The organism is Massilia sp. CT11-137 (genome assembly GCF_047302885.1).
GTDB classification, from domain to species: domain Bacteria; phylum Pseudomonadota; class Gammaproteobacteria; order Burkholderiales; family Burkholderiaceae_D; genus Telluria; species Telluria orientalis.
Genome location: NZ_JBKYMP010000002.1, coordinates 3,595,985 through 3,617,645, shown reverse-complemented (window position 1 = coordinate 3,617,645; position 21,661 = coordinate 3,595,985). Strand labels below are relative to the sequence as shown.

The window sequence follows — 21,661 nt, the reverse complement described above, 5'->3', positions numbered from 1 at the left end:
ACACCTGATAGTGTCCCGCGTGACAGTAAGCGGTCCGGGCCTTACAATGTTGCCTCACGAGAACATCGGCCGGACCTTTCCGGCCGCGCCGCGAGGATACAACTTGATGCTAGGGTTTGACGATATCGCACAATGGCGCGCGCGGATCTTCTCGCGCCTGTTGTCGATAGTGCTCGTCCTGGGCACCATCGCGGCGATTCCCAGTGCGGTCGTCGTGTTGCGTCAAGGCGTCTGGACCGTGGCCGCGATGGACGGCGCCGCGCTGGGCTGGCTGTTCGCCCTGTGGCGCCTGAAGCGCCTGCCGTACACCTTCCGCGTCCTGAACTTCCTCGCCATCATCTACATGGTGGCCATCTGCCTGATGCTGAACGTGGGGCCGGTCAGCCAGAACTACCTGATGGCGCCGCCCGTGATGGCGGCGATCCTGCTCGGGACCGGCCCGGCGCTGACGGCCCTCGCGGCCAGCGCCATCATCCTCATCCTCGGTATCGGCTACTTCCAGTCGTCGCTGGTGGACATGGGCCACGACCCGATCATCGTCGCGCTCCTCGTCGCGTTGAACTTCACGTGCGTGGGCGCGCTGCTGACGCTCACGTGCAGCACCTTGCTCAAGGGGTTATCGCGTTCGCTGGACGAAGTGCGCGGCTTCGCCAAATCGCTGGAGAGCGGGAAGGATGCGCTGCAGGCGGTGAACGCCGAACTGCGCCTGACGTCGGCCGCGCTGTCGCGCCTGAACGACATGGTGCTGATCGCGCGCGCCGTCGACACGCCGGACCGCGACCAGCCCATCATCTTCAGCAACGAAGCGTTCCAGCGCCGCACCGGCTACAGCGACGCCGACATCGTCGGCCGCAGCATGCGCGTGCTGCACGGGCCGGGCACGGATCCGGCCGTCGTCGAGCGCATCGTGGAGTCCATGCGCAGCGGCCAGCCGGCGACGGCGGAACTGGTCAACTACACCAAGTCCGGCGACCCCTATTGGGTCGAGATGGAACTCATGCCGTTCACGGACGACGCGGGCCGGATCAGCCACTGGGTCGTCGTCGGCCGCGACATCACGGAACGCCGCCATTCGGCCGACGCGATCCACCGCCTCGCTTACTACGACGTCCTCACGGGCCTGCCCAACCGGCGCCTGATGACGGAGCGCCTGGACGCCATGGTGGCATCGGCCAACGGGGGCCGTGGGCTCGGCGCCGTGCTGTACATCGACCTGGACAACTTCAAGCACGTGAACGACGCGCGCGGCCATGCGACGGGCGACGCGCTGCTCAAGCACACCGCGAAGAGCCTGGCCCACGTCGTGCGCAAGGGCGACACGGTGGCCCGTCTGGGCGGCGACGAATTCGTCGTGCTGCTCGACGGCCTCGGCACCGATCCCGCCGCCGCCACCGCCGCCGCGCTGTCGGTGTCGGACAAGATCCGCGTCGCCCTGGCCGACGACGTCGTCATCGACGACCAGAGCTACCATTCGACGGCCAGCATCGGCGTCGCGCTGCCCACGCGCCCCGGCCAGTCCGTGGCCGACCTGCTGCGCGATGCGGACCTGGCCATGTACCACGCCAAGGCGGCCGGCCGCAACGGCGTCGCCGTGTTCGAGACGCGGATGCTGGCCGCGGCCGAGCGCCAGCTGACGCTGGGCCGCGACCTCTCCGCGGCGCTCGACAACGGCGAGCTGTCCATGCACCTGCAGCTTCAGGTCGACCATGCGGGCGAGCCGGTGGGCGCCGAGATGCTGATGCGCTGGCGCCGCGCCGACGGCACGTTCGTCCCGCCCGACGTCTTCATCCCCGTGGCGGAAACGACCGGCATGATCGTCCCCCTCGGCCTGTGGGTGCTGCGCCAGGCCTGCGAGGCGCGCCTGGCGCTGGAGGCGGCCGGGCATCCGCTGCAACTGTCGATCAACGTCAGCCCGCGCCAGTTCCGCCAGCCCGAATTCGTCGCCCAGGTGCGCGCCGCGTTCGACGAATCGGGCGTGACGCCGCACGCGTTCGTGTTCGAGGTGACGGAAGGGCTGCTCGTCGAAGACTTCGACCTCATCACGGCCAAGATGCGCGAGCTGGCGGCGCTGGGCATCCGCTTCTCGATCGACGATTTCGGCACCGGCTATTCGAGCCTGGGCTACCTGAAGAAGATGCCGCTGTACGAACTGAAGATCGACAAGAGCTTCATGCGCGACACGCCGCACGACGCCAACGGCACGGCGATCGTGCAGACCATCCTCGCGATGGCCGATCACCTGGGCCTGCGCGTCGTCGCGGAGGGCATCGAGACGGAGGCGCAGGCGCGCTTCCTCGGCGAGAACGGGCGCCCGTGCATGCAGGGCTACCTGTATTGCCGGCCGTTGCCGCTGCCCGACCTGATCGCGCGCCTGGAGCGCGTGACATAACGTCGACCCACCCTGCGCCCGCGCCGGCCGCCGGGAACACCTCGTCGAACGCCTGCGGCGACGCGTACGGCCTCCGTTAGTTGCTTTGGCGGCAACGGCCCGGTACACTGAGCCACGCTGTTCTTTTGCCCGCCACACCAACACAGGAACGTATTCGCAGGATGGAAATTTCTGGAGCACACCTCAAGGCGATGCGCGACCCGGCACGCGTATTCCCGGTGGTCGCCCATCCTGAAGCTGTACGCAGTGCAATGGTATGGCACTGTCGGTACAAGAGCCTCGACTCCCTGGCCCAGCTGCTTAATCTGGAAGAACTGGTCATCGGCACCTTTCCTGATGAATCGTTTGAATCGCTTGGAAGGCTGGAGATGCTGCGCTATCTACGCGTAGTGCACATGCCCGGGATTAGCGATCTCGGGCCGCTGGCCAGACTGACGCGGCTGACATCACTCTCCTTGTCGACGCTTCCTGGCTGGGACGCGTCAGGGAAGACCACGACCATCCGGTCGCTCGAGCCGCTCACGGCAATCCCCGGGCTCGCCCATGTGGAACTTTTTGGTATCTGCCCGCCGGACAAACTGCTCGGTCCCCTCGAGGCGTGCAAAGGTCTCCAGACGGCCCGGGTCTCGCAATACCCTCAAGCCGAGATAGACCGCTTCTTCCGCCAGACTGGAGTCGCAAATCAGTTCAACCCGGACCCATCCATTTCGTAAGTCATCGACGAACGCTCAAGCATATGAATTGTCCAGTAACGAGTCTGCCAATATATCAAGTCGACGCATTCACCAGCCGGCTGTTTGGAGGAAACCCCGCTGCCGTGATCTTGATGAACACGTTTCCGGACGATGGACTGCTACGCCGGATTGCGGCGGAAAACAACGTCCCGGAAACTGCCTTTCTGGTCCCGGACGGCGACAATTACCGCCTGCGCTGGTTCACGCCGACGGTCGAGGTGCCGCTGTGTGGCCATGCTACGCTTGCAAGCGCCGCAGTCGTCATGGAGCGGCTACAGCCAGGACGCACAATGGTGACGTTCGATTCGGCGAGCGGACCTCTGGCCGTCAAGCGCATGGGCGATCGATATGTGATGAATTTTCCGGTACGCGTGCCGCGATCGATCCCGCTTCCGGAGGGCCTCACTGAAGCACTGGGAATCGAGCCGGTGGAGACGCTTGACGACGGTTTTAATTACATCGCGGTCCTGCACGATTTTGAGGCGGTACGTAGCCTGACACCGGACATGGCTGCGGTCGCGCGGCTCGACCGTCCGGGCGTCGTCGTGACCGCTCGGGGAGACCAGCGGTGGGATTGCGTGAGCCGCTATTTTGCGCCGGCTAAAGGGATACCGGAAGATCCGGTTACAGGCGGAGCGCATTGCGGGCTCGCACCGTATTGGAGTGCCCGCCTGGGAAAGCGTGAGCTCCGCGCATACCAGGCTTCAGCTCGTGGCGGCGAGCTTGTATGCCGGGTCGTCGGAAACCGTGTCGAGTTGGAAGGCGCATGTGTGTTTTATTTGGAAGGCAAGGTTGCTGTCCCCGTCGATCAGGGCTCCGAAAGCGCTTGAATGAACGTATCGCGGCGTGAACGCGAGACGTTAACAGGGCCGGCGGCGGTAGGTATCGTCGTGGGCATCTTCTGCGCAGTATTCACGGTCGCTTTTGACAGTGACTACGGGGGAGCGCTTGCGTCCTCCTCGTCGACAACGAGCGACGCGATGCTGAGTCTTGTCGCTGGTTTTGTCCTGGCGTTCGTCCCCTTCGGTTTGGTACCCGTGCTGGTCGGACGAGTCAGGTCCGGTGCCGGAAACAAGAGCGGCTGACAGCAGGTTCAACCCGACAGCCACGCGAATATCAGGTTCGCATCGGCTCGCAAGCGGCGCTTCGGGCTGCGGTCCTTCGTCATTTGTTTCAATGGACGGTGAGTCACCGTACTGAATCTCGCAAGCGGAAGGCTTACCGTCATGCAGGTGACCTGCTCCGTTTCAGTCCGAGGAAATGATATGAACCCTACCGCTCACGAGATGCATGAATCCGAAACCCGCGCAGCGACCGCCGCGATGGAAACGAACGCGCAATTCGACGTCTTGAAATCACGGGCGTCGGACGTGCTTTCCTCGCCGTACGTGCGCGGCGCCGCGGTACTGGGAATCGCGGCTGGGGGTTATGCGCTCCTCAGGCGCAAGAAGGCCCCTGTATCGGATGTGGCACCGGAACGCCACGACTACCTTGGCGGTATGCTGAAGGCCGGTAGCTTGCTTGTTTCCCTGGCAGCGTCCATTGCCTCGGCCAGGCACAATGCCGGTGACGAACCATCCGCCCCGGTCCAGAAAGGAACGGCCTATGTGCCGACGCGTGCGGAGGAAAGCAGATCCGACGCGAAGATCGCGGAACCATCCACAAGCGCGCCGCCACGCCCGATGTTCGAACACACCTCGGGGAGCTGGATCGGCAGGCAGTGGCAAATCTTCGTGGCGGCGGCAAACGCCTGGATCGATGATTACGCGCCGAGCATGGGGGCGGCGCTTTCGTATTACACGCTGTTTTCCCTCGCACCGCTGCTGGTCCTGATCATCGCGATCGCCGGGACGGTATTTGGACAGGACGCCGCACAAGGCGCAATCATTGCGCAGCTTCAGGGCATCATGGGCAAGGAAGGCGCAGCGGCCGTGCAGGGTTTGCTGCAAGCTGCGCGCGAACCGTCCACCGGGATCGTCGCCAGTATCGTCGGCGGTTTTCTTGTGCTGCTGGGCGCAACGGCCACGTTTGCCGAGCTGCAAACGGACCTGGACCGCATCTGGCGGGTACCGGCGAAAGCGAAACCGGCGGGTATCTGGGGATGGCTGCGCGGCCGCGTGTTGTCCTTCGGGCTGGTTCTCGGATTTGCTTTCATGCTGATGATTTCACTCGTCGTCAGCGCCGCGCTCGCAGCGACGAGCGATTGGCTGGGCGGGGGCAATGCGGTGGAAAGCGTTCTGGCAAGCGTATTGAATTTCATCGCGTCGCTCGCCCTCTTCACGGTTCTGTTTGCGATGATCTACAAGATCATGCCGACTGCCAGGATATCCTGGCACGATGTGTGGATGGGGGCCGCAGTCACGGCATTGCTCTTCAACATCGGCAAATCACTGATCGGGTTGTACCTTGCCAAATCGAGCGTGGCCACGGGCTTTGGCGCAGCCGGCTCGTTCGTCATCCTCGTCGCGTGGTTCTACTATTCGGCGCAGATTTTCCTGTTTGGCGCCGAATACACGTGGGTGTACGCCAACAGCAAGGTACGGAACGGGTAGGTCGGGCCGGCGCGCATCGCGGGCGCGGGCATCATTCGAGCGCAGCACGCCAGCGGGCCCGGTAGGCCGCCAGTCCCGCGGGCGCGCGTGCCGCGATCGCGGTGCTGGCGCCCGGCGGCGGCGCATCGCGGTAGCGCAGCATCCAGCCGCCGCACGTGGTGCCGCTCGCATCGTCCGAATACGACACCGGCTGCTGCGGGCGCAGCGCCCCGAGCAGGGGGCCGAACCACGGGTTCGACGTAAAACTGCCTTCGACGGCGAGCGGACCGGCGGCCCCGAGCGCGTCGAGGCAGTAATCCGTCATCAGCACGCAGTACAGCGTCGCGAGCGCATAGCGTTCCTGCGCGTCCGCGGGCGGCGGGCCTTCGATGCTGCCGCTGCGGCCCGCGAACGGACCACCGGTCGCGGCGAAGCACGGCAGCGCCAGCGTGCCTTGCGCGACGAGGCGTTCGATCGTATCGAAGCCGCAGGGCGCCGGCGTGGCGCCCGCCAGTTCGCCGAATTCGCGACCGCCCATGAAGCGCATGCATGCGACGGGCTGGCCCAGCGCGTTCGTGTTGGCGAGCATGTCGTCTTGCTCGCGCAGCCCGTCCAGTGCCGTGCCGAAGGCCGCGGCGATCATCCACGTGCCGGTCGACAGCACGGTGCCCTCGGCGCGGCCGAGGTAGCGCAGCAGCGACGCATTGCTGTCGTGGATGCCGCACAGGACCTGGCAGTCCGCCGGCAGCCACGTGGCGGCCGCGATCTCGGGGCGCAGCGTGCCCAGCGCCGCGTGCGCGGGCGCGAGCGGCGGCATCAGGCCCGTCCAGCCCATGCGGCCGACGAGGCTCGAATACGTCTGGGTGCGCGGGTTCCACAGGTCCGTGTGACAACCCAGCGACGTCGCTTCCGACGCCGCCACGCCGCACAGGCGCCAGGCCCAGTACTGCGGATACATGAGGATGTGCTGCGTGCGCGCGAACTCGCGCGGGAAGCGTGCCTGCAGCCATGCGAGCTGGCGGCCCAGGTTCAGGCCCGCCGGCAGGCGCGGGGACAGCGTCTCGTCGTAGGACGGACCGTTGTACTCGACGCCGGGAAGCTCCGCCTCGTAGTCGAGCACGGGCAGCACGAGGCCCGCAGCGTCGACCAGCGCGGCGGTGGCCCCGTGCGTGACGGGCACGATGGCCGACACGTGCGCCCGCGCGGCAAACGCGCGGCACGTGGCGAGCAGCCAGTCCCACAGGCCGTCCGTGTCGAGGTGCGCGTAGGGTCCATCCGCAAGCACCGCGTTCGGACGGCGCTGCTCCGAGAGGACCTTGCCGGCGGCATCGATCAGCGCGAGCTTGGCGTTCGTCTTGCCGATGTCGAGGACGATCAGGGCGTCCGGCATCATGCGCTCCGCGCGCGCCGCATGCGCAGGAGCTTCGGCAGCGCGATGGTCGCGAGCAGCAGCACGCCCACGACGATCGTCATGTAGATGCCGGGGATGTTGGCGAGCGCCAGCCCGTACGTGACGGTGCCCATCGTGAGCACGGCCAGCATCACGCCGGCGATGGTGCCGGCGCCGCCCGCGATGCTGACGCCGCCCAGGATCACCATCGTGATCACTTCCAGCTCCCAGCCGGTGGCGATGTTCGGGCGCGTGCTGCCGATGCGGCCCGTGAGCAGGAAGGCGGCCAGGCCGGCCATCGCGCCCGTCAGCATGAACAGCGCGAGACGGTAGCGGTCGACGGCGATGCCGGAAAAGCGCGCCGCCTCCGGGTTGTTGCCGATGGCGTAGATGCGGCGGCCCCACGTCGTCGTGTGCAGCAGCACGGCGAACAACGCGGCGCACACGAGCAGCACGACGAATTCGCGCGGCACGATGCCGAAGAAGTAGCCCTGGCCCCAGTCGGCCATCAGCTGCGGATAGCCGGTGAACGCCTTGTCGCCCAGGACGACGCTGGCGAGGCCGCGGTACAGCGACACGGTACCGATCGTGACGACGATCGACGGCAGCGCGAAGCGCGTGACGAGCACGCCGTTCAGGAAGCCGCACGCGGTGCCCGTGGCCAGCGCGACGAGCGGCAGGCTTTCGGCCGGAAAGCCGGCGCCTTTCGCCAGGCCCATCGCGACCGACGACAGCGCGAGGGTGCCGGCGACCGAGATGTCGATCTCGCGGCAGATGATCAACAAGGCCATCGGCAGTGCGATCAAGGCCTTCTCGCTGAAGTTCTGCGTGCCGTCCAGCAGGTTGTACAGGTCCAGGAAGTGCGGCAGCGCGATGCTGTTCGCGACGAAGACCGCGACGAACAGCATGGCCAGCAGGCTTTCCCAGCGCCCGAGGATCGTTTTCAGGCGCGGGGTTTCGCGGTCGAGGATCGTGTAGCGCGACGTTTTTTCAGTTTGCATCGTGGTGGTCGGGTTCACGCGGCACTCCGTTCGGGTTGGGCGTCCGTGCCATGCAGCGGCAGGATTTGGCGGCTGCGGCGGCCGGCGCCGCGGGCGTTGATCAGGACGGCGACGAGGATCACGAGGCCGGTGAGGGCGCTTTGCCAGAACGGCGACACCTGCAGCACGGGCAGCGCGTTGCCGATCACGGTGAGGAACAAAGCGCCGAGCGTCGCGCCGAGCACCGTGCCGACGCCGCCGCCGATGGAGACGCCGCCGATCACGCACGCGGCGATCACGGTGAATTCGAAGCCATAAGCGATTTCCGTGTAGGCGACGGCATAGCGCGCCACCCACAGGTAGCCGCACAAGCCGGCGACGGCACCGGACAGCGCGTAAGTACCGAGCAGGCGCTTGTGGCTCGGGATGCCGATATATCCCGCGCATTGCGGCGCGTTGCCGATGGCGTACAGGTCGCGTCCGAAGCGTGTGCTGCGTGCGATCCAGGCCATGAGCGCGAGCGTCGCCGCCGCGATCCATACCAGGTGCGGGAGGCCCAGCAGGCGGTCGAGCGGGAACGCGATGAAGTGAGGCGGCATCTGGTGTGCGGATACCCACGCGCCGCCGGACAGCACGAACACGGCGCCGCGGTAGACGCTCATCGTGCCCAGGGTGACGACGATCGGCGGCAGTTCCAGATAGCCGATCAGCCAGCCGTTGACGAGACCGAGGGCCAGGCCGACGGCGACGGCCGCCAGCATGATCAGCGGCAGCGGCAGGCCGGGGTAGTGCGCGCCCAGCATCGCGGCGACCATGCCGGACAGCGCCAGGTTCGAGGCGACCGACAGGTCGACGCCGCGCGTGACGATGACGAGCATTTGCGTCAGCGCCAGCATCACGAGCAGCGTGCTGTCCGTGACGAGGTTGGCGAGCGAGCCGGCCGACAGGAAGACCGGTGCGCGCAGGCCGACGGCCACGACGAGCAGCACGACCATCGCCGCCAGCAGCGGTTCGCGTTGTTTCAGGACGTTCATGCGGCCTCCAGGGTCAGGCCGGACGCGGCGGCGACGACCGATTCCGGCGTCGCTTCGCCTCGCAGGAACTCGCGCTGCACGCGGCCGTGGTGCATGACGACGATGCGGTCCGCCATGCCCAGCACTTCCGGCAGTTCGGACGACACGAGGATCACGGACAGCCCGCGTGCCACGAGCTGGCCGATGAAGCGGTGCACGGCCGCCTTCGAGCCGATGTCGATGCCCTTGGTCGGCTCGTCGAGGATGATCACTTTCGGGTCCGTCGCGAGCCATTTGCCGAGGACGACCTTTTGCTGGTTGCCGCCGGAGAGCTCGGCCACGTGCTGCGTCAGGTGGCTCGCCTTGAGTTCCAGCTGTTCCGCGAAGTGGCGCGCGATGGTCGCTTCCTGCTTGCCGCGGCCGCGCAGGAAGAAGCCGATACGCGACAGGATCGGCAGGGTGATGTTGTGCTGGATCGGCATCGTCAGGTGCGCGCCGTGGTGCTGGCGGTCTTCCGGCACGTAGGCGATGCCCAGCGCGATGGCTTCGCTGGGCGAGCGCGCCATCACGGGCCGGCCGTCCAGCGTGACGCAGCCGGAGACGCCCGGCGTCAGGCCGAACAGCGCCTGCATCACCTCGGAGCGGCCCGCGCCCACGAGGCCATAGAAGCCGAGGATCTCGCCGCGGCGCAGGGTAAAACTGACGTCGTCGAATTCGGTGGGGTGGGACAGGTTCTGCACGACGAGCAGCGGCTCGCCGATCTCGGCGTCAAGCTTCGGATACGCCTGGTGCACGGCGCGGCCGACCATCAGCGCGACGAGTTCCTGTTCCGTGATGTCGGCCAGGCGCCCCTCGGCGACGAACTGGCCGTCGCGCAGCACGGTATAGCGGTCGGCGACTTCGAAGATCTCGTCGAACTTGTGCGAGATGAAGATGACGGCAGTGCCGGCGGCCTTCAGTTGGTCGATGATGCGGTACAGCTCCCGGATCTCGCGCTGCGACAGCGCGGCCGTCGGTTCGTCCATGATGACGACGCGGGCATCCTGGGCGAGGGCGCGCGCGATCTCGACGAAGTGGCGCTGCGCGACCGACAGGTCTTTTACGCGCGCCTTCACGGGCAGCGCCACTTCCAGGCGCGCGAACAGGGCTTCCGCCTCGCGCTCGATCTGCGCCCAGTCGATACGGCCACCGCGTACGGGCTGGCGGCCGACGTAGATGTTCTCGGCGACGGAGAGTTCGTCGAACATCACGGTCTCCTGGTGCACGGCGGTGATCCCGGCGGCCATCGCTTCCTGCGGGCTCGCGAACGTCACGGGTTTGCCGTCGAGGGACAACGTGCCGGCGTCCGGGCGGTAGATGCCGGTGAGGGTCTTCACGAGCGTGGACTTGCCGGCGCCGTTCTCGCCGACGAGCGCCATGCATTCGCCGGCGCGGATCGTGATGTTCACGCCGTTCAGGGCATGGATGCCGTTGAAGCGCTTGCTGATGCCGGTCAGTTGGAGGACCGGGGGTGTTTGGGTGGCTGGCATAGGGGAATGCGTGTTTTGTTGGCGCATGCCCGTCGTTCCCGCGCAGGCGGGAACCCAAGTTTGTCAGTGGACCGCTAGCTGAAATTGGGTCCCTGCCTTCGCAGGGACGACGGTTTTGGGGTGTACGGCTTAGAACAATTTCGCGAACTTGTCGACGTTTTCCGCGTTATAGGTGAACGGCGGTCCCAGCGCCGCCTCGCCATTGGCATCCAGCGTCACGCTGCCCAGCCGTCCGACGGATACGCTGGCCCCGGGTTTCGACTCCGCCTTGCCCTTCACGAACTGGTCGGCCGCGTAGGTGGCGGCGTAGCCCAGGTCGATCGGATTCCAGATCGCGAATTCCTTCACGGCGCCGCTTTTCACGTGGCCCGCCATTTCGGACGGCAGGCCGAGACCCGTCACGTAGACCTTGCCGACGAGGTGTTCGTCCGCCACGGCCTTGCTGGCCGCGACGATGCCGACGGTGGTCGGCGCGATGATCGCCTTCAGCTGCGGATGGCTGCGCAGCAGGCCGATCGCCTCGCGGTAGCTTTTATCCGACTGGTCGTCGCCGTACACGGTGGCCACCAGCCTGATCTTCGAATACTCGGGTTGTTCCAGCACCTTCTTCATCACGCCGATCCAGATGTTCTGGTTCGTCGCCTGGGCGGAAGCCGAGAGGATCGCGATCTCGCCCGCGCCCCCGATCTCGTCGGCCGCCATCTGGATCTGCTTCTCGCCGATCAGTTGCGCGTTCGACGGATTCAGCTGCATCTGCCGGCCTTCGGGCGCGAGGCCGCTGTCGAACGAGACGACCTTGATCCCGCGCTGCATCGCCTTCTTCGCGATCGGCACCAGCGCGTTCGGGTCGTTCGCCGAGATGACGATCGCGTCGACCTTCTGGCTGATCAGCGAGTTGATGATCTCGATCTGGCCTTCGGCGCTGGGCGTCGTCGGTCCCGTATAGATCACTTCGACGTTGCCGAGCTGTTTTGCCGCTTCGTCGGCGCCCGTGTGGGCCGCGTCGAAGAAGCCGTTGCCGAGGCTCTTCACGACCATCGCGATGCGCGTCTTCTCCGGCTTTTTCTCGGCGCAGCCGGCGACGCCGGCCAGGACGCCGACCGCCGCCAGTGCGAGCAGGGTGGTTTTAAGCTTCAATGTGCGGCCTCCAGTTGCGCGTCCAGCCGCGGGTCGAGCTGCGCGTCCAGGTGGAACAGCGCGGCGGATTGCAGGTCGAACTGCGGATTAAAAAAAGGCGCCCCGACGTTCGGCGCCACTTCGTCCGGTTCGACGGTGACGACCTTGACGCCGTACTGCTCGAGCGTCTGCACGGCCTTGTCGGAGGCGCCGGTGTCCGTGATGACGGTCGATACGCGATCGAGGCCGCACAGGATCAGGCCCGCCTTGCGCGCGAACTTGGAACTGTCCGCCAGCACGATCAGTTCTTCCGCCTGGCTGATCAAACGCTTCTCCGCCTGGATCAGCAGCGGGTCCGCTTCCATCAGGCCGAGCAGCGACAGGCCGTAGACGCTCATGAACATCTTGCCGGCGTAGTGGTGCTGGGTGATGTCGTTGTCGAACGGGGACAGGATCACGTTCTGCTCGCGGTAGACCTTCCCGCCGGGGACGATGATCTCGTTCTCGCTCGAGACGAGCAGGCGCTCGGCCATCAGGAACGAATTGGTCAGGATCTTGAGGTGTTTGTCGGCCAGGAACTCGGCCATCATGAACGTCGTGGTGCCGCCGTTGATGATGATCGTTTCGCCGTCCGTGCACATGCCGGCCGCGTGGCGGGCGATGGCCCGTTTGCGGGCGGCGTAGCACTGGATATTGTTCTGGAACGTTTCGCTCGACAGCGGGAACTGGCGCTTCTTGGGAAGCAGGTTCTCGGCGCCGCCGCGGGTGCGGGTGAGCAGGTTGCGGGCTGCGAGCCAGCTGATGTCGCGCCGGACCGTCGCCGGTGACGCGTTGAGCCATTCGACGAGCTGCTGGACCGTCGCCGTCTGGTGCTCGGCGAGCAGTTTCAGCAAACGCTTGCGGCGTTTGTGATTCACCATGTGTCTCCTCCTATGCCGTTTGTGTAGTTGTGCGGCGGGGACAGCGTCGTACCGTGGGTCGCGCCGTCTGGGAAAAAGAGTAATGAGGAGTTGAAAGGCCGTCAATCGTTAAATGATCAAACGATTGATTATTTGGCCGCCGTGGCGCGCTCAAATGCGCGTTTCGATCAACTAAATGATTAAATCGCTCTTGGTCACGATGTTGATCGATTCCGCGTTGACACTGCTTGGGCCGCTGAATTCTACTGTGCCGGATGCCGCGACCGTGGTCCACGGCGCGGGCCAGACGACACACAACGCAAACACATGGAGACGTATTTATGGGTGCAATGAGCGCTACCTCCCACAAGGAACCGATCACGTCGCGCTGGGACGACCAGCACGCCGCCACGCTGAGCGAGCCTGAACTGCTGCTGTACCGTTCCAATCTGCTCGGTTCCGACCTGCGCATCACGAACTTCGGTGGCGGCAATACGTCGGCCAAGATCGTCATGACGGATCCGCTCACGGGCGGGCAGGTCGACGTGCTGTGGGTGAAGGGCTCCGGCGGCGACCTCGGTTCGATCAGGCTGGACGGCTTCTCGACCCTGTACATGGACAAGCTGCAGGCGCTGAAACAGCGCTACCGCGGCCTGGAACACGAGGACGAGATGGTCGGCTACCTGCCGCACTGCACGTTCGACCTGAACCCGCGCGCCGCGTCGATCGACACGCCGCTGCACGCCTACATCGACCGCCGCCACGTCGACCACATGCACCCGGATGCCGTCATCGCGATCGCCGCGTGCAGGAACAGCCGCGCGCTGACCGAAAAGATCTTCGAAGGCGAACTGGGTTGGCTGCCGTGGCAGCGTCCCGGCTACGATCTCGGCCTGAAGCTGGAACAACTCTCGCGGGAACAGCCGCAGCTGAAGGGCATCATCCTCGAGGGCCACGGGCTGTTCACGTGGGGCGATACCGCCAAGTCGTGCTACGAGACGACGCTCGCCATGATCAAGCGCGCCGAGGAATGGCTGGCGGCGAACGTCAGGCAGCCCGTGTTCGGCGGCCAGGTCGCCCAGGCGCTGCCGGCCGACCAGCGTGCGGCGCTCGTCGCCCGCCTGATGCCGCTGCTGCGCGGGAAGATCAGCCAGCAGGAGTTCAAGCTGGGCCATTTCGACGATTCCGACGCCGTGCTGGAATTCGTCTGCAGTGCCGACCTCGCGCCGCTGGCCGCACTGGGCACGTCCTGCCCGGACCACTTCCTGCGCACGAAGATCCGCCCGCTGGTGCTGGACTTCGATCCCGCCGCGCCCGATTTCGATCGTCTGGTGGCCGGTCTCGATCAGGCGCTGAGCGATTACCGCGCCGACTACACCGCGTACTACGAGCGCTGCAAGCGCGACACGTCGCCGAAGATCCGCGACGCGAACCCGATCATCTACCTGATCCCGGGCGTGGGCATGCTGTCGTTCGCGAAGGACAAGGCCACGGCGCGCATCGCCGGCGAATTCTACGTCAATGCGATCAACGTCATGCGCGGCGCGAACGGTGTCGACGAGTACGTCGGCCTGCCGGAACAGGAAGCGTTCGACATCGAATACTGGCTGCTGGAAGAAGCGAAGCTGCAGCGCATGCCGAAGCCGAAGAGCCTCGCGGGCCGCATCGCGCTGGTGACCGGTGGCGCGGGCGGCATCGGCCAGGCCGTGGCGCGCCAGCTGCTGCAGGAAGGCGCATGCGTGATGCTGACCGATATCGACGCCGAAGCGCTGGCAGGCGCCCGGGACAACCTCGTCAAGGTCGCCGGCAAGGACAACGTCGCGACCGTGCAGGCCAACATCACGAGCGAGGAGGAAGTGGGCGGCATCCTGTCCGCCGCCGCGCTGCGCTTCGGTGGCGTCGACCTGCTCGTGTCGAACGCGGGCATCGCCTCCGCCGCGCCGCTGGACGAGACGTCGCTGGAGGTCTGGAAGCGCAACCAGGACATCCTCGTGACGGGCTACTTCCTCGTGTCGCGCAACGCGTTCCGGATCATGAAGCAGCAGAAGCTGGGCGGCAGCATCGTCTTCGTGGGCAGCAAGAACGGCCTCGTCGCATCGGCCGGCGCATCGGCGTACTGCACGGCGAAGGCGGCCGAGATCCACCTGGCCCGCTGCATCGCGCTGGAAGGCGCGGAACACGGCATCCGCGTCAACGTCGTCAATCCGGACGCCGTCATCCGCGGTTCGCGCATCTGGGACGGCAAGTGGAAGGAAGAGCGTGCCGCGTCGAACAAGATCGACACGGACGACGTCGAGGAGTTCTACCGCAAGCGCAGCATGCTCAAGAAGAGCGTGTTCCCGGAAGATATCGCGGAAGCCGTGTATTTCTTCGTCAGCGAGAAGTCGGGCAAGAGCACGGGTAACGTGCTGAACGTGGATGCCGGCAACGCGGCCGCATTCACGCGATAATATCAATTCAGAAGAACAGCGGCACCGCCGGGCGCGGTGCCGCGACGACAGGAGACAACATGACGACCCTCATCGATGCCGGTCTGGTGGCCGACCATAACGCGCAGCTGGCCCCCCAACTGGAAGCCGACTACGAGGCGCTCAAAGGCATGCTGGCCCGCCGCGGCCAGGATATCGAGGCATTGACGGCCCTCGCGCAGCGCTTCGCGGTCGCGGTCCCCAGCTGGGGCGTGGGCACGGGCGGCACCCGCTTCGCGCGCTTCGCGGGCCGCGGCGAACCGCGCAACGTGTTCGAAAAACTGGACGACTGCGCCGTCATCAACGAGCTGACCCGCGCCACGCCGGCGGTTTCTCCGCACTTTCCGTGGGACCGCCCGACCGATGCGAAGGAGCTGCGCCAGAAGGCCGACGACCTGGGCCTCGCGTTCGACGCCGTCAACTCGAACACCTTCCAGGACCAGCAGAACCAGGAACACACATATAAATACGGCAGCCTGACGGCGAACAGCAGCGCCACGCGCGCGCAGGCCGTGAAACACAACATCGAATGCATCGAACTGGGGCGCGAACTCGGCTCGAAGGCGCTGACGGTATGGGTCGGCGACGGCGCCAACTTCCCCGGCCAGCACAACCTGCGCGGCGCGCTGGAGCGCTACCTGGACAGCATGCGCGAGATTTACGCGGCACTGCCGGACGACTGGAACGTCTTCATCGAACATAAGCTGTTCGAGCCGGCGTTCTACGCGACGACCATCGCCGACTGGGGCACGAGCTTCGCGTGCGCGACGGCGCTGGGCCCGAAGGCGAAATGCCTCGTCGACCTCGGCCACCATGCGCCGAACACGAACATCGAAATGATCGTCGCGCGCCTGGCGCAGTTCGGCAAGCTGGGCGGCTTCCACTTCAACGACAGTAAATACGGCGACGACGACCTGGATTCCGGCTCGATCAACCCGTTCCAGCTGTTCCTGGTCTTCAACGAGCTGGCCGACGCGGCGCTGCGCGAAGGCCCGGCGTTCAAGCCGGCGTACATGCTCGACCAGTCGCACAATGTGACGGACCCGATCGAGAGCCTGATGAACAGCGCCGTCGAAGTACAGCGCGCTTACGTGCAGGCCGCGCTCGTCGACCGCGCGCAACTGGCGGAGTTCCAGGAATCGAACGACGTGTTGCTGTCGGCGCAGGCGCTGAAACGGGCGTTCCGCACCGACGTGGAGGCTATCCTCGCGATGGCACGCGTGCGCTCGGGCGGCGCCGCGGATCCGGTGGCGTGCTATCGGGCCAGCGGGTATCGGGACAAGGTCGCGAGCGCGCGGCCGGCGAAGGCGGGGGCGAGCAGCAGCGGGATCGTGTGAATAACCGTCGCCCCCGCGCAGGCGGGGGTCCAATCTTGCGCGTGTTCACGCAACACTTGGGTTCCCGCCTGCGCGGGAACGACGTTGGTTATTGATCAGTCGCTCCAGGAGTCCCCCCATGAGCAAGCCCTTGCTGGCGCTCGCCCTGTCGTGCGCCTTCGCCGCGCACGCGGCCGGCCCGTCCACGACGTTCGCCGACGTCGCCCAACACCTGCAGTCCCCCCCGCCCGACGCACGTCCCATGATGCGCTGGTGGTGGTTCGGCCCCGCCGTCGTCAAGCCCGAGCTGGAGCGCGAGATCCTCGCGATGAAGGCCGGCGGCATCGGCGGATTCGAGATCCAGCCCGTGTACCCGATGGAGCTCGACGATGCCGCGCGCGGCATCCACAACGTCCCGTATCTGTCTCCCGAATTCCTCGATGCGGTGAGCTTCGCCAACCGCACGGGCCGCGCCAACGGCATGCGCGTCGACATGACCCTGGCCAGCGGCTGGCCGTACGGCGGGCCGCATGTCACGGTCGGCGAGGCCGCGGCGCGGCTGCGCCAGGCCGTCGTCGACGTGCCGGTCGGCGCGGCGAGCTTCCCGCTGCCGGCCATCATGAACGGCGAGAAGCTTATCGCGGCCTTCATCGGCTCGGGCGTCGATCCGGCGTCGCTGACACCGCTGCAGGTCCAGGCTGGCGCCGACGGCCGCGCGGCCATCGCGCCGGCCGACGCGCCCCGCAAGGTCGTCGTGTACATCGCCAGCCGCACGGGCCAGCAGGTCAAGCGTGCGGCGCTGGGCGCGGAAGGCTTCGTGCTCGACCACCTGAGCCGCAAGGCTGTCGACCATCACCTCGCCACCGTCGCCGAGCCCCTGATGAAAGCGTTCGGCGATACGCCGCCGTATGCCGTATTCTCGGACAGCCTGGAGGTCTACAACACCGACTGGACCGATGATTTCGCGGCGGAGTTCAAGCGCCGGCGCGGCTACGACATCGTGCCGCACCTGCCGGCCGTGTTCACGGGGCAGGGGCCGGATGCCCCCGCGCTGCGCCGCGACTGGGCGCTGACGCAGACGGAGCTCGTCAACGAGCGCTATCTGACGCCGATCGACGCCTGGGCGAAGAAACACGGCACGCAATTCCGCTCGCAGACGTATGGCGAACCGGCCGTGTCGCTGTCCAGCAACCGCCTGGTCGCGCTGCCCGAAGGAGAAGGGCCGCAGTTCCGCGAATTCTCGTTTACGCGCCTCGCCACGTCGGCGGGCCACCTGTATGGCCGGCCCGTGATCTCGGCCGAGACGTGGACATGGCTCCATTCGCCCGCATTCGCCGCGACGCCGCTGGACATGAAGGTGGAAGCGGACCGCATGCTGCTGGAAGGCGTGAACCAGTTCATCGGCCACGGCTGGCCGTACACGCCGCCCGGCACGATCGAACCCGGCTACGCGTTCTACGCGGCCGCCGTGTTCAACGACCACAACCCGTGGTGGAACGTGATGCCGGACGTGACGGGCTACCTCACCCGTATGAGCTGGCTGATGCGCCAGGGCGAGCCCGCGAACCAGGTCGCCGTGCTGCTGCCGAACGACGACGTGTACGCGGCCCTCGTGCCGGGCAAGGTGTCGCTGTCGGCCGAGATGCACACGCACGTGACCCCGGCGCTGACGGCACAGATCCTCGACGCGGGCCAGAACCTCGACTACACCGATGCCGAGGCGATCCTGGCACTGGGCGTGCGCCATCCGGTGCTCGTGCTGCCGCATGTGATGCGGCTCGCGCCCGAGGTGATCGACAAGCTGGCGGCGTTCGTGCGCGGCGGTGGGCACATCATCGCGGTGGGTGGCGCGCCGTCGCTGGCGCCCGGCTATCGCGATGCGGCGCGCGTGTCCGCGGCCGTGGCGGCGAAGGCGCAGGCGCTGTTCGCGAGCCCGAACGTGCATACCGTCGCGAACGACGATGCCGTCGGCGCCGCGCTGCGGGCCGTGCTGGCGCCGGACATGAAGCTGTCGGCGCAGGCATCCGACGTCGGCTTCGTGCGCCGCAAGCTGCGCGACGCGGACATCTATTTCATCGCCAATACCAGCAACCGGCCCGTGCATGCGCAGGCGTCGTTCGCGGCGGTGCGCAAGGCGGCCGCGTGGATCGATCCGGACAGCGGCCGCATGACGGCGGCCACGTTGCCGGCGTCGCTCGACCTGGCACCGTACGAATCGCGCGTGCTCGTGCTGGCGGATGCGCTGCCGTCGGCGCCGGCGCCGGTAGCCGCCACGATGGAGATCGCGGACCTGGGCCGCGACTGGAGCCTGCGCTTCCCCGGCAAGGCGCAGGCGCAACGTCTCGCCGCGCTGCGCTCGTGGACGGACGACGAGGCGACCCGCTACTTCTCGGGCGTCGCCACCTACGAAAAAGACGTCGAGCTCACGGCGGCGCAACTGCGCTCGCCACGGCTCGTGCTGGATTTCGGTACCGGCACGCCGCTGGAATCGGCACCGAAAGTCCCGGCCGGCATGCGCGCGATGTTCGACAGCCCCGTGCGCGAAGCGGCGCAGGTATATGTCAATGGCCGCCGTGCGGGCGCCGTGTGGCATCCGCCGTATGCCGTCGACGTCACGGGCTATCTGCGGCCGGGCCGCAACCGGATCGAGGTGCGGGTCGCCAACCTCGCGCTGAATGCGCTGGCGGGCCATGCGCTGCCGGATTACCGGCTGCTGTCGGCCCGCTACGGCCAGCGCTTCGTCCCGCAGGACACCGCGCTGATCGCACCGCAGCCGGCCGGCCTGCTGGGCCCCGTCAAGCTGCTGGGTGCGGGCCAATAACAACGACAGGAGAACAACATGACGACGACCCGACGATTCACCATGCTGGCCGCGAGCGTCGCGCTGGCGCTGCCGGCGTTTGCGCAGACGACCGGCTACCCGCAACCGACGCCCGCCATGCAGGCCATCATCGACAAGGACATCAGCCGCCATTTCGGCGACGCGCCGGCCGCTGCGGGCCCGCTCGCGACGGACCTGTCGCCCGAGCTCACGCCCGCTGCCATCGACAAGGCCTTGCGCAAGGTCGCGGACTGGCAGCTCGCGCGCTCGCAGCCGTACTTTTCGCGCATCTGGACGGAGAGCGTGATGTACACGGGCTTCATGGCGGCGTCCGAGGCGACCGGCGATACCAGATACCGCGACGCGATGCTCGCGATGGCGCGCCATTTCGACTTCCAGGTGCGCGACCGCCTGCCCAACGCGGACGACCTGTCGATCGCGCAGACCTACCTCGACCTGTACTTCCAGGAGAAGAACCCGGGCATGCTGCGCCTGACGAAGGCCGAGATGGACGACCTGCTGCCCCTGGCGACGCTCAAGCCGAACGATCCGCGCATCCCGTGGTGGTGGTGCGACGCGCTGTTCATGGCGCCGCCCGTGTGGGCGAAGATGTTCAAGGCGACGGGCGAGCGTAAATATCTCGACTACATGCACCTGAACTGGAAGCGCACGTACGACCTCCTGTACGACAAGGACGAGCATCTGTACGCGCGCGACGCCAGCTACAAGGACAAGCGCGAGGCGAACGGCAGGAAGATCTTCTGGTCGCGCGGCGAAGGCTGGGTGATGGGCGGCCTGGCGCGCGTGCTGGACTACGTGCCGGCGGACGATCCGCAGCGCGGCTTCTATGTGCAGCAGCTGCGCGAGATGTCGGAAAAGCTCGCGTCGCTGCAGGGCGCGGATGGCCTGTGGCACGCGGGCCTGCTCGATCCGAAGACCTACCCGCTGCCGGAGATCTCGGGCTCCGCGCTGTTCGTCTACGGCATGGCGTATGGCGTGAATCACGGCCTGCTCGACGGCGCGAAGTACCGGCCCGTGATCGCGAAGGCCTGGGCCGGCATCCTGAAGAACGTGTACGCGGACGGCCGCGTCGGCAATATCCAGCAGACGGGCGCCGAGCCGGCGTTTTATCGTCCTTCGTCCAGCTACGACTATGGCGTCGGCGGCTTCATGCTGGCGGCCGCGGAACTGAAGCGCATGGCGCAGGGAGGCGTGCGATGAGCGAGACCAGGGCCTTCGTCATGCGGCTGAAGCCGGGGAACGTCGACGAGTACAAGCGGCGCCACGACGACATCTGGCCGGAGCTGGCGGACGTGCTGCGTGCGTCCGGCATCCACGATTACTCGATCTTCCTCGACGAGGCGTCGCTGCAGCTGTTCGCGGTGCTGAAGCTGCGCGACGGGCACACGGTCGCCGCGCTGCCGGAGCATCCCGTCATGCGGCGCTGGTGGGATGCCATGGCGCCGCTGATGGAGGTCGAGCCGGGGAACCGGCCCAAGGAGTGGCCGCTGCGGCAGGTCTTCCACCTGCCGTGACGGATTGTTTACTTCGCGGGGTCGAGCAGGCCCCGCGCCTTGAGCCATTCCTCTACCCGTTTCGGCCATTCCGACGCCGTCCCGAGCCCCGCCCGCATGCCCATCCCATGCGACCCATGCTCGAACAGAACCATCTCGGCCGGCACCTTCGCCCGCGTCAGCGCCTGGTAGAACAGGATGCTGTTCTCGACCGGCACCGTCTGGTCTTCCTGCGTGTGGATCAGGAGCGTCGGGGGCGTGGCGGCCGTGACCTGCCGTTCGACCGACATCAGCCGTACGTCGGCCGCGGACGGGTTGGCACCCAGCAGCGCCTTGCGCGAGCCGGCATGCACGGCCGGGCCGTCCATCGTGATCACGGGGTACATCAGCACGAGGAAGTCGGGACGCGCGCTGACCTTGTCCAGGTCCGCGCCCGTGCGGCCCAGCGGGTGGTCGTACAGCGTGCCCGCGCTGGCCGCAAGGTGGCCGCCCGCGGAGCTGCCCATCACGCCGATGCGGTCCGGGCGGATGTGGTACCGTGCCGCCTGGGACCGCACGAGGCGGACGGCGCGCAGCACGTCGCGCAGAGGCGCCGGGTGGCCGAACTCCTGCATGCGATACTTGAGCACGAAGCTCGTGATGCCGAGGGTGCCGAGCCATGCCGCGTATTGCTCGCCTTCGCGCGCCGTGGACAGGCGCACGTAGCCGCCGCCGGGGCAGATGATGACGGCGGTGCCGTTCGGGCGGTCGACGGCGGGGCCGTACACGGTCAACGTCGGCTCGCTCACGTTGGACACGCGGCCGTCGTCGACGTGTTCCGGACCGAGGCCGGGTTTCGCATCCGGCACGCCTTCCGGCCACAACGGAATCGTGGCGGTGGCGGGCAGCTGCGGTGCGGCGAATGCCGCATTGGCACCCGCGGCGAGCACGGCGCCGGCAACGAGTTTCAAAGTGCGTCTCC

Annotated in this window: 16 protein-coding genes; 9 read left to right on the top strand and 7 right to left on the bottom strand. The window is 66.8% G+C overall.

Annotated elements, in window-relative coordinates; translation table 11 throughout:
- Positions 1 to 106: 106 nt before the first annotated feature.
- The 4 genes from ACEN98_RS32895 to ACEN98_RS32880 all read left to right on the top strand — a co-directional run bounded on the left by ACEN98_RS32895 (position 107) and on the right by ACEN98_RS32880 (position 5,675).
- Entirely contained in the window at positions 107 to 2,389 is a 2,283-nt protein-coding gene (locus tag ACEN98_RS32895; protein ID WP_413389023.1) for a putative bifunctional diguanylate cyclase/phosphodiesterase, read from the top strand.
- Positions 2,390 to 2,550: 161 nt separating this feature from the next.
- Positions 2,551 to 3,102, top strand: a complete 552-nt coding sequence (locus ACEN98_RS32890; RefSeq protein WP_413389022.1) for a hypothetical protein — start codon at positions 2,551 to 2,553, stop codon at positions 3,100 to 3,102.
- A 23-nt stretch (positions 3,103 to 3,125) separates the two neighbouring features.
- On the top strand, positions 3,126 to 3,953 hold the full coding sequence (locus ACEN98_RS32885) for a PhzF family phenazine biosynthesis protein (RefSeq protein WP_413389021.1): 828 nt from the start codon (positions 3,126 to 3,128) through the stop codon (positions 3,951 to 3,953).
- A 435-nt stretch (positions 3,954 to 4,388) separates the two neighbouring features.
- The gene (locus ACEN98_RS32880) at positions 4,389 to 5,675 is read left to right on the top strand and encodes a YihY/virulence factor BrkB family protein (protein WP_413389020.1); all 1,287 of its coding nucleotides are present in this window, start codon (positions 4,389 to 4,391) and stop codon (positions 5,673 to 5,675) included.
- A 31-nt stretch (positions 5,676 to 5,706) separates the two neighbouring features.
- Here the strand turns inward: ACEN98_RS32880 and ACEN98_RS32875 are convergent, their stop codons facing one another.
- The 6 genes from ACEN98_RS32875 to ACEN98_RS32850 form a co-directional block, all read right to left on the bottom strand.
- Positions 5,707 to 7,047: an FGGY-family carbohydrate kinase gene (locus ACEN98_RS32875; protein ID WP_413389019.1), complete on the bottom strand. Its 1,341-nt coding sequence runs from the start codon at positions 7,045 to 7,047 to the stop codon at positions 5,707 to 5,709.
- Entirely contained in the window at positions 7,044 to 8,063 is a 1,020-nt protein-coding gene (locus ACEN98_RS32870; protein WP_413341270.1) for an ABC transporter permease, read from the bottom strand. The genes ACEN98_RS32875 and ACEN98_RS32870 overlap by 4 nt, the downstream gene beginning before the upstream one ends.
- Positions 8,060 to 9,058, bottom strand: a complete 999-nt coding sequence (locus tag ACEN98_RS32865; RefSeq protein WP_413389018.1) for an ABC transporter permease — start codon at positions 9,056 to 9,058, stop codon at positions 8,060 to 8,062. The genes ACEN98_RS32870 and ACEN98_RS32865 overlap by 4 nt, the downstream gene beginning before the upstream one ends.
- Complete coding sequence (locus tag ACEN98_RS32860) at positions 9,055 to 10,566, bottom strand: sugar ABC transporter ATP-binding protein (protein ID WP_413389017.1); 1,512 nt, start codon at positions 10,564 to 10,566, stop codon at positions 9,055 to 9,057. The genes ACEN98_RS32865 and ACEN98_RS32860 overlap by 4 nt, the downstream gene beginning before the upstream one ends.
- A 129-nt stretch (positions 10,567 to 10,695) precedes the next feature.
- Entirely contained in the window at positions 10,696 to 11,703 is a 1,008-nt protein-coding gene (rhaS, locus tag ACEN98_RS32855; RefSeq protein ID WP_413341276.1) for a rhamnose ABC transporter substrate-binding protein, read from the bottom strand.
- Positions 11,700 to 12,602 carry a DeoR/GlpR family DNA-binding transcription regulator gene (locus tag ACEN98_RS32850; protein ID WP_056329878.1) on the bottom strand — a complete coding sequence of 301 codons (903 nt, stop codon included), beginning with the start codon at positions 12,600 to 12,602 and terminating at the stop codon, positions 11,700 to 11,702. Before ACEN98_RS32850 ends, rhaS begins: the two co-directional genes overlap by 4 nt.
- A 320-nt stretch (positions 12,603 to 12,922) precedes the next feature.
- Between ACEN98_RS32850 and ACEN98_RS32845 the strand changes: the two genes are divergently transcribed.
- The 5 genes from ACEN98_RS32845 to rhaM all read left to right on the top strand — a co-directional run bounded on the left by ACEN98_RS32845 (position 12,923) and on the right by rhaM (position 20,721).
- Positions 12,923 to 15,031, top strand: coding sequence for a bifunctional rhamnulose-1-phosphate aldolase/short-chain dehydrogenase (locus ACEN98_RS32845; protein ID WP_413389016.1), 2,109 nt, complete (start codon positions 12,923 to 12,925; stop codon positions 15,029 to 15,031).
- Between the two features lie 59 nt (positions 15,032 to 15,090).
- Positions 15,091 to 16,386, top strand: coding sequence for an L-rhamnose catabolism isomerase (gene rhaI / locus ACEN98_RS32840; RefSeq protein WP_413389015.1), 1,296 nt, complete (start codon positions 15,091 to 15,093; stop codon positions 16,384 to 16,386).
- 118 nt (positions 16,387 to 16,504) lie between these two features.
- Positions 16,505 to 19,186: a glycosyl hydrolase gene (locus ACEN98_RS32835; RefSeq protein ID WP_413389014.1), complete on the top strand. Its 2,682-nt coding sequence runs from the start codon at positions 16,505 to 16,507 to the stop codon at positions 19,184 to 19,186.
- Positions 19,187 to 19,204: 18 nt separating this feature from the next.
- The gene (locus ACEN98_RS32830) at positions 19,205 to 20,407 is read left to right on the top strand and encodes a glycoside hydrolase family 88/105 protein (protein ID WP_413389013.1); all 1,203 of its coding nucleotides are present in this window, start codon (positions 19,205 to 19,207) and stop codon (positions 20,405 to 20,407) included.
- Entirely contained in the window at positions 20,404 to 20,721 is a 318-nt protein-coding gene (rhaM, locus tag ACEN98_RS32825) for an L-rhamnose mutarotase (protein ID WP_413389012.1), read from the top strand. Before ACEN98_RS32830 ends, rhaM begins: the two co-directional genes overlap by 4 nt.
- A gap of 8 nt (positions 20,722 to 20,729) precedes the next feature.
- Here the strand turns inward: rhaM and ACEN98_RS32820 are convergent, their stop codons facing one another.
- A complete protein-coding gene (locus ACEN98_RS32820) occupies positions 20,730 to 21,650 on the bottom strand; it encodes an alpha/beta hydrolase (protein WP_413389011.1) in 921 nt (306 codons plus the stop codon).
- Positions 21,651 to 21,661: the final 11 nt, after the last annotated feature.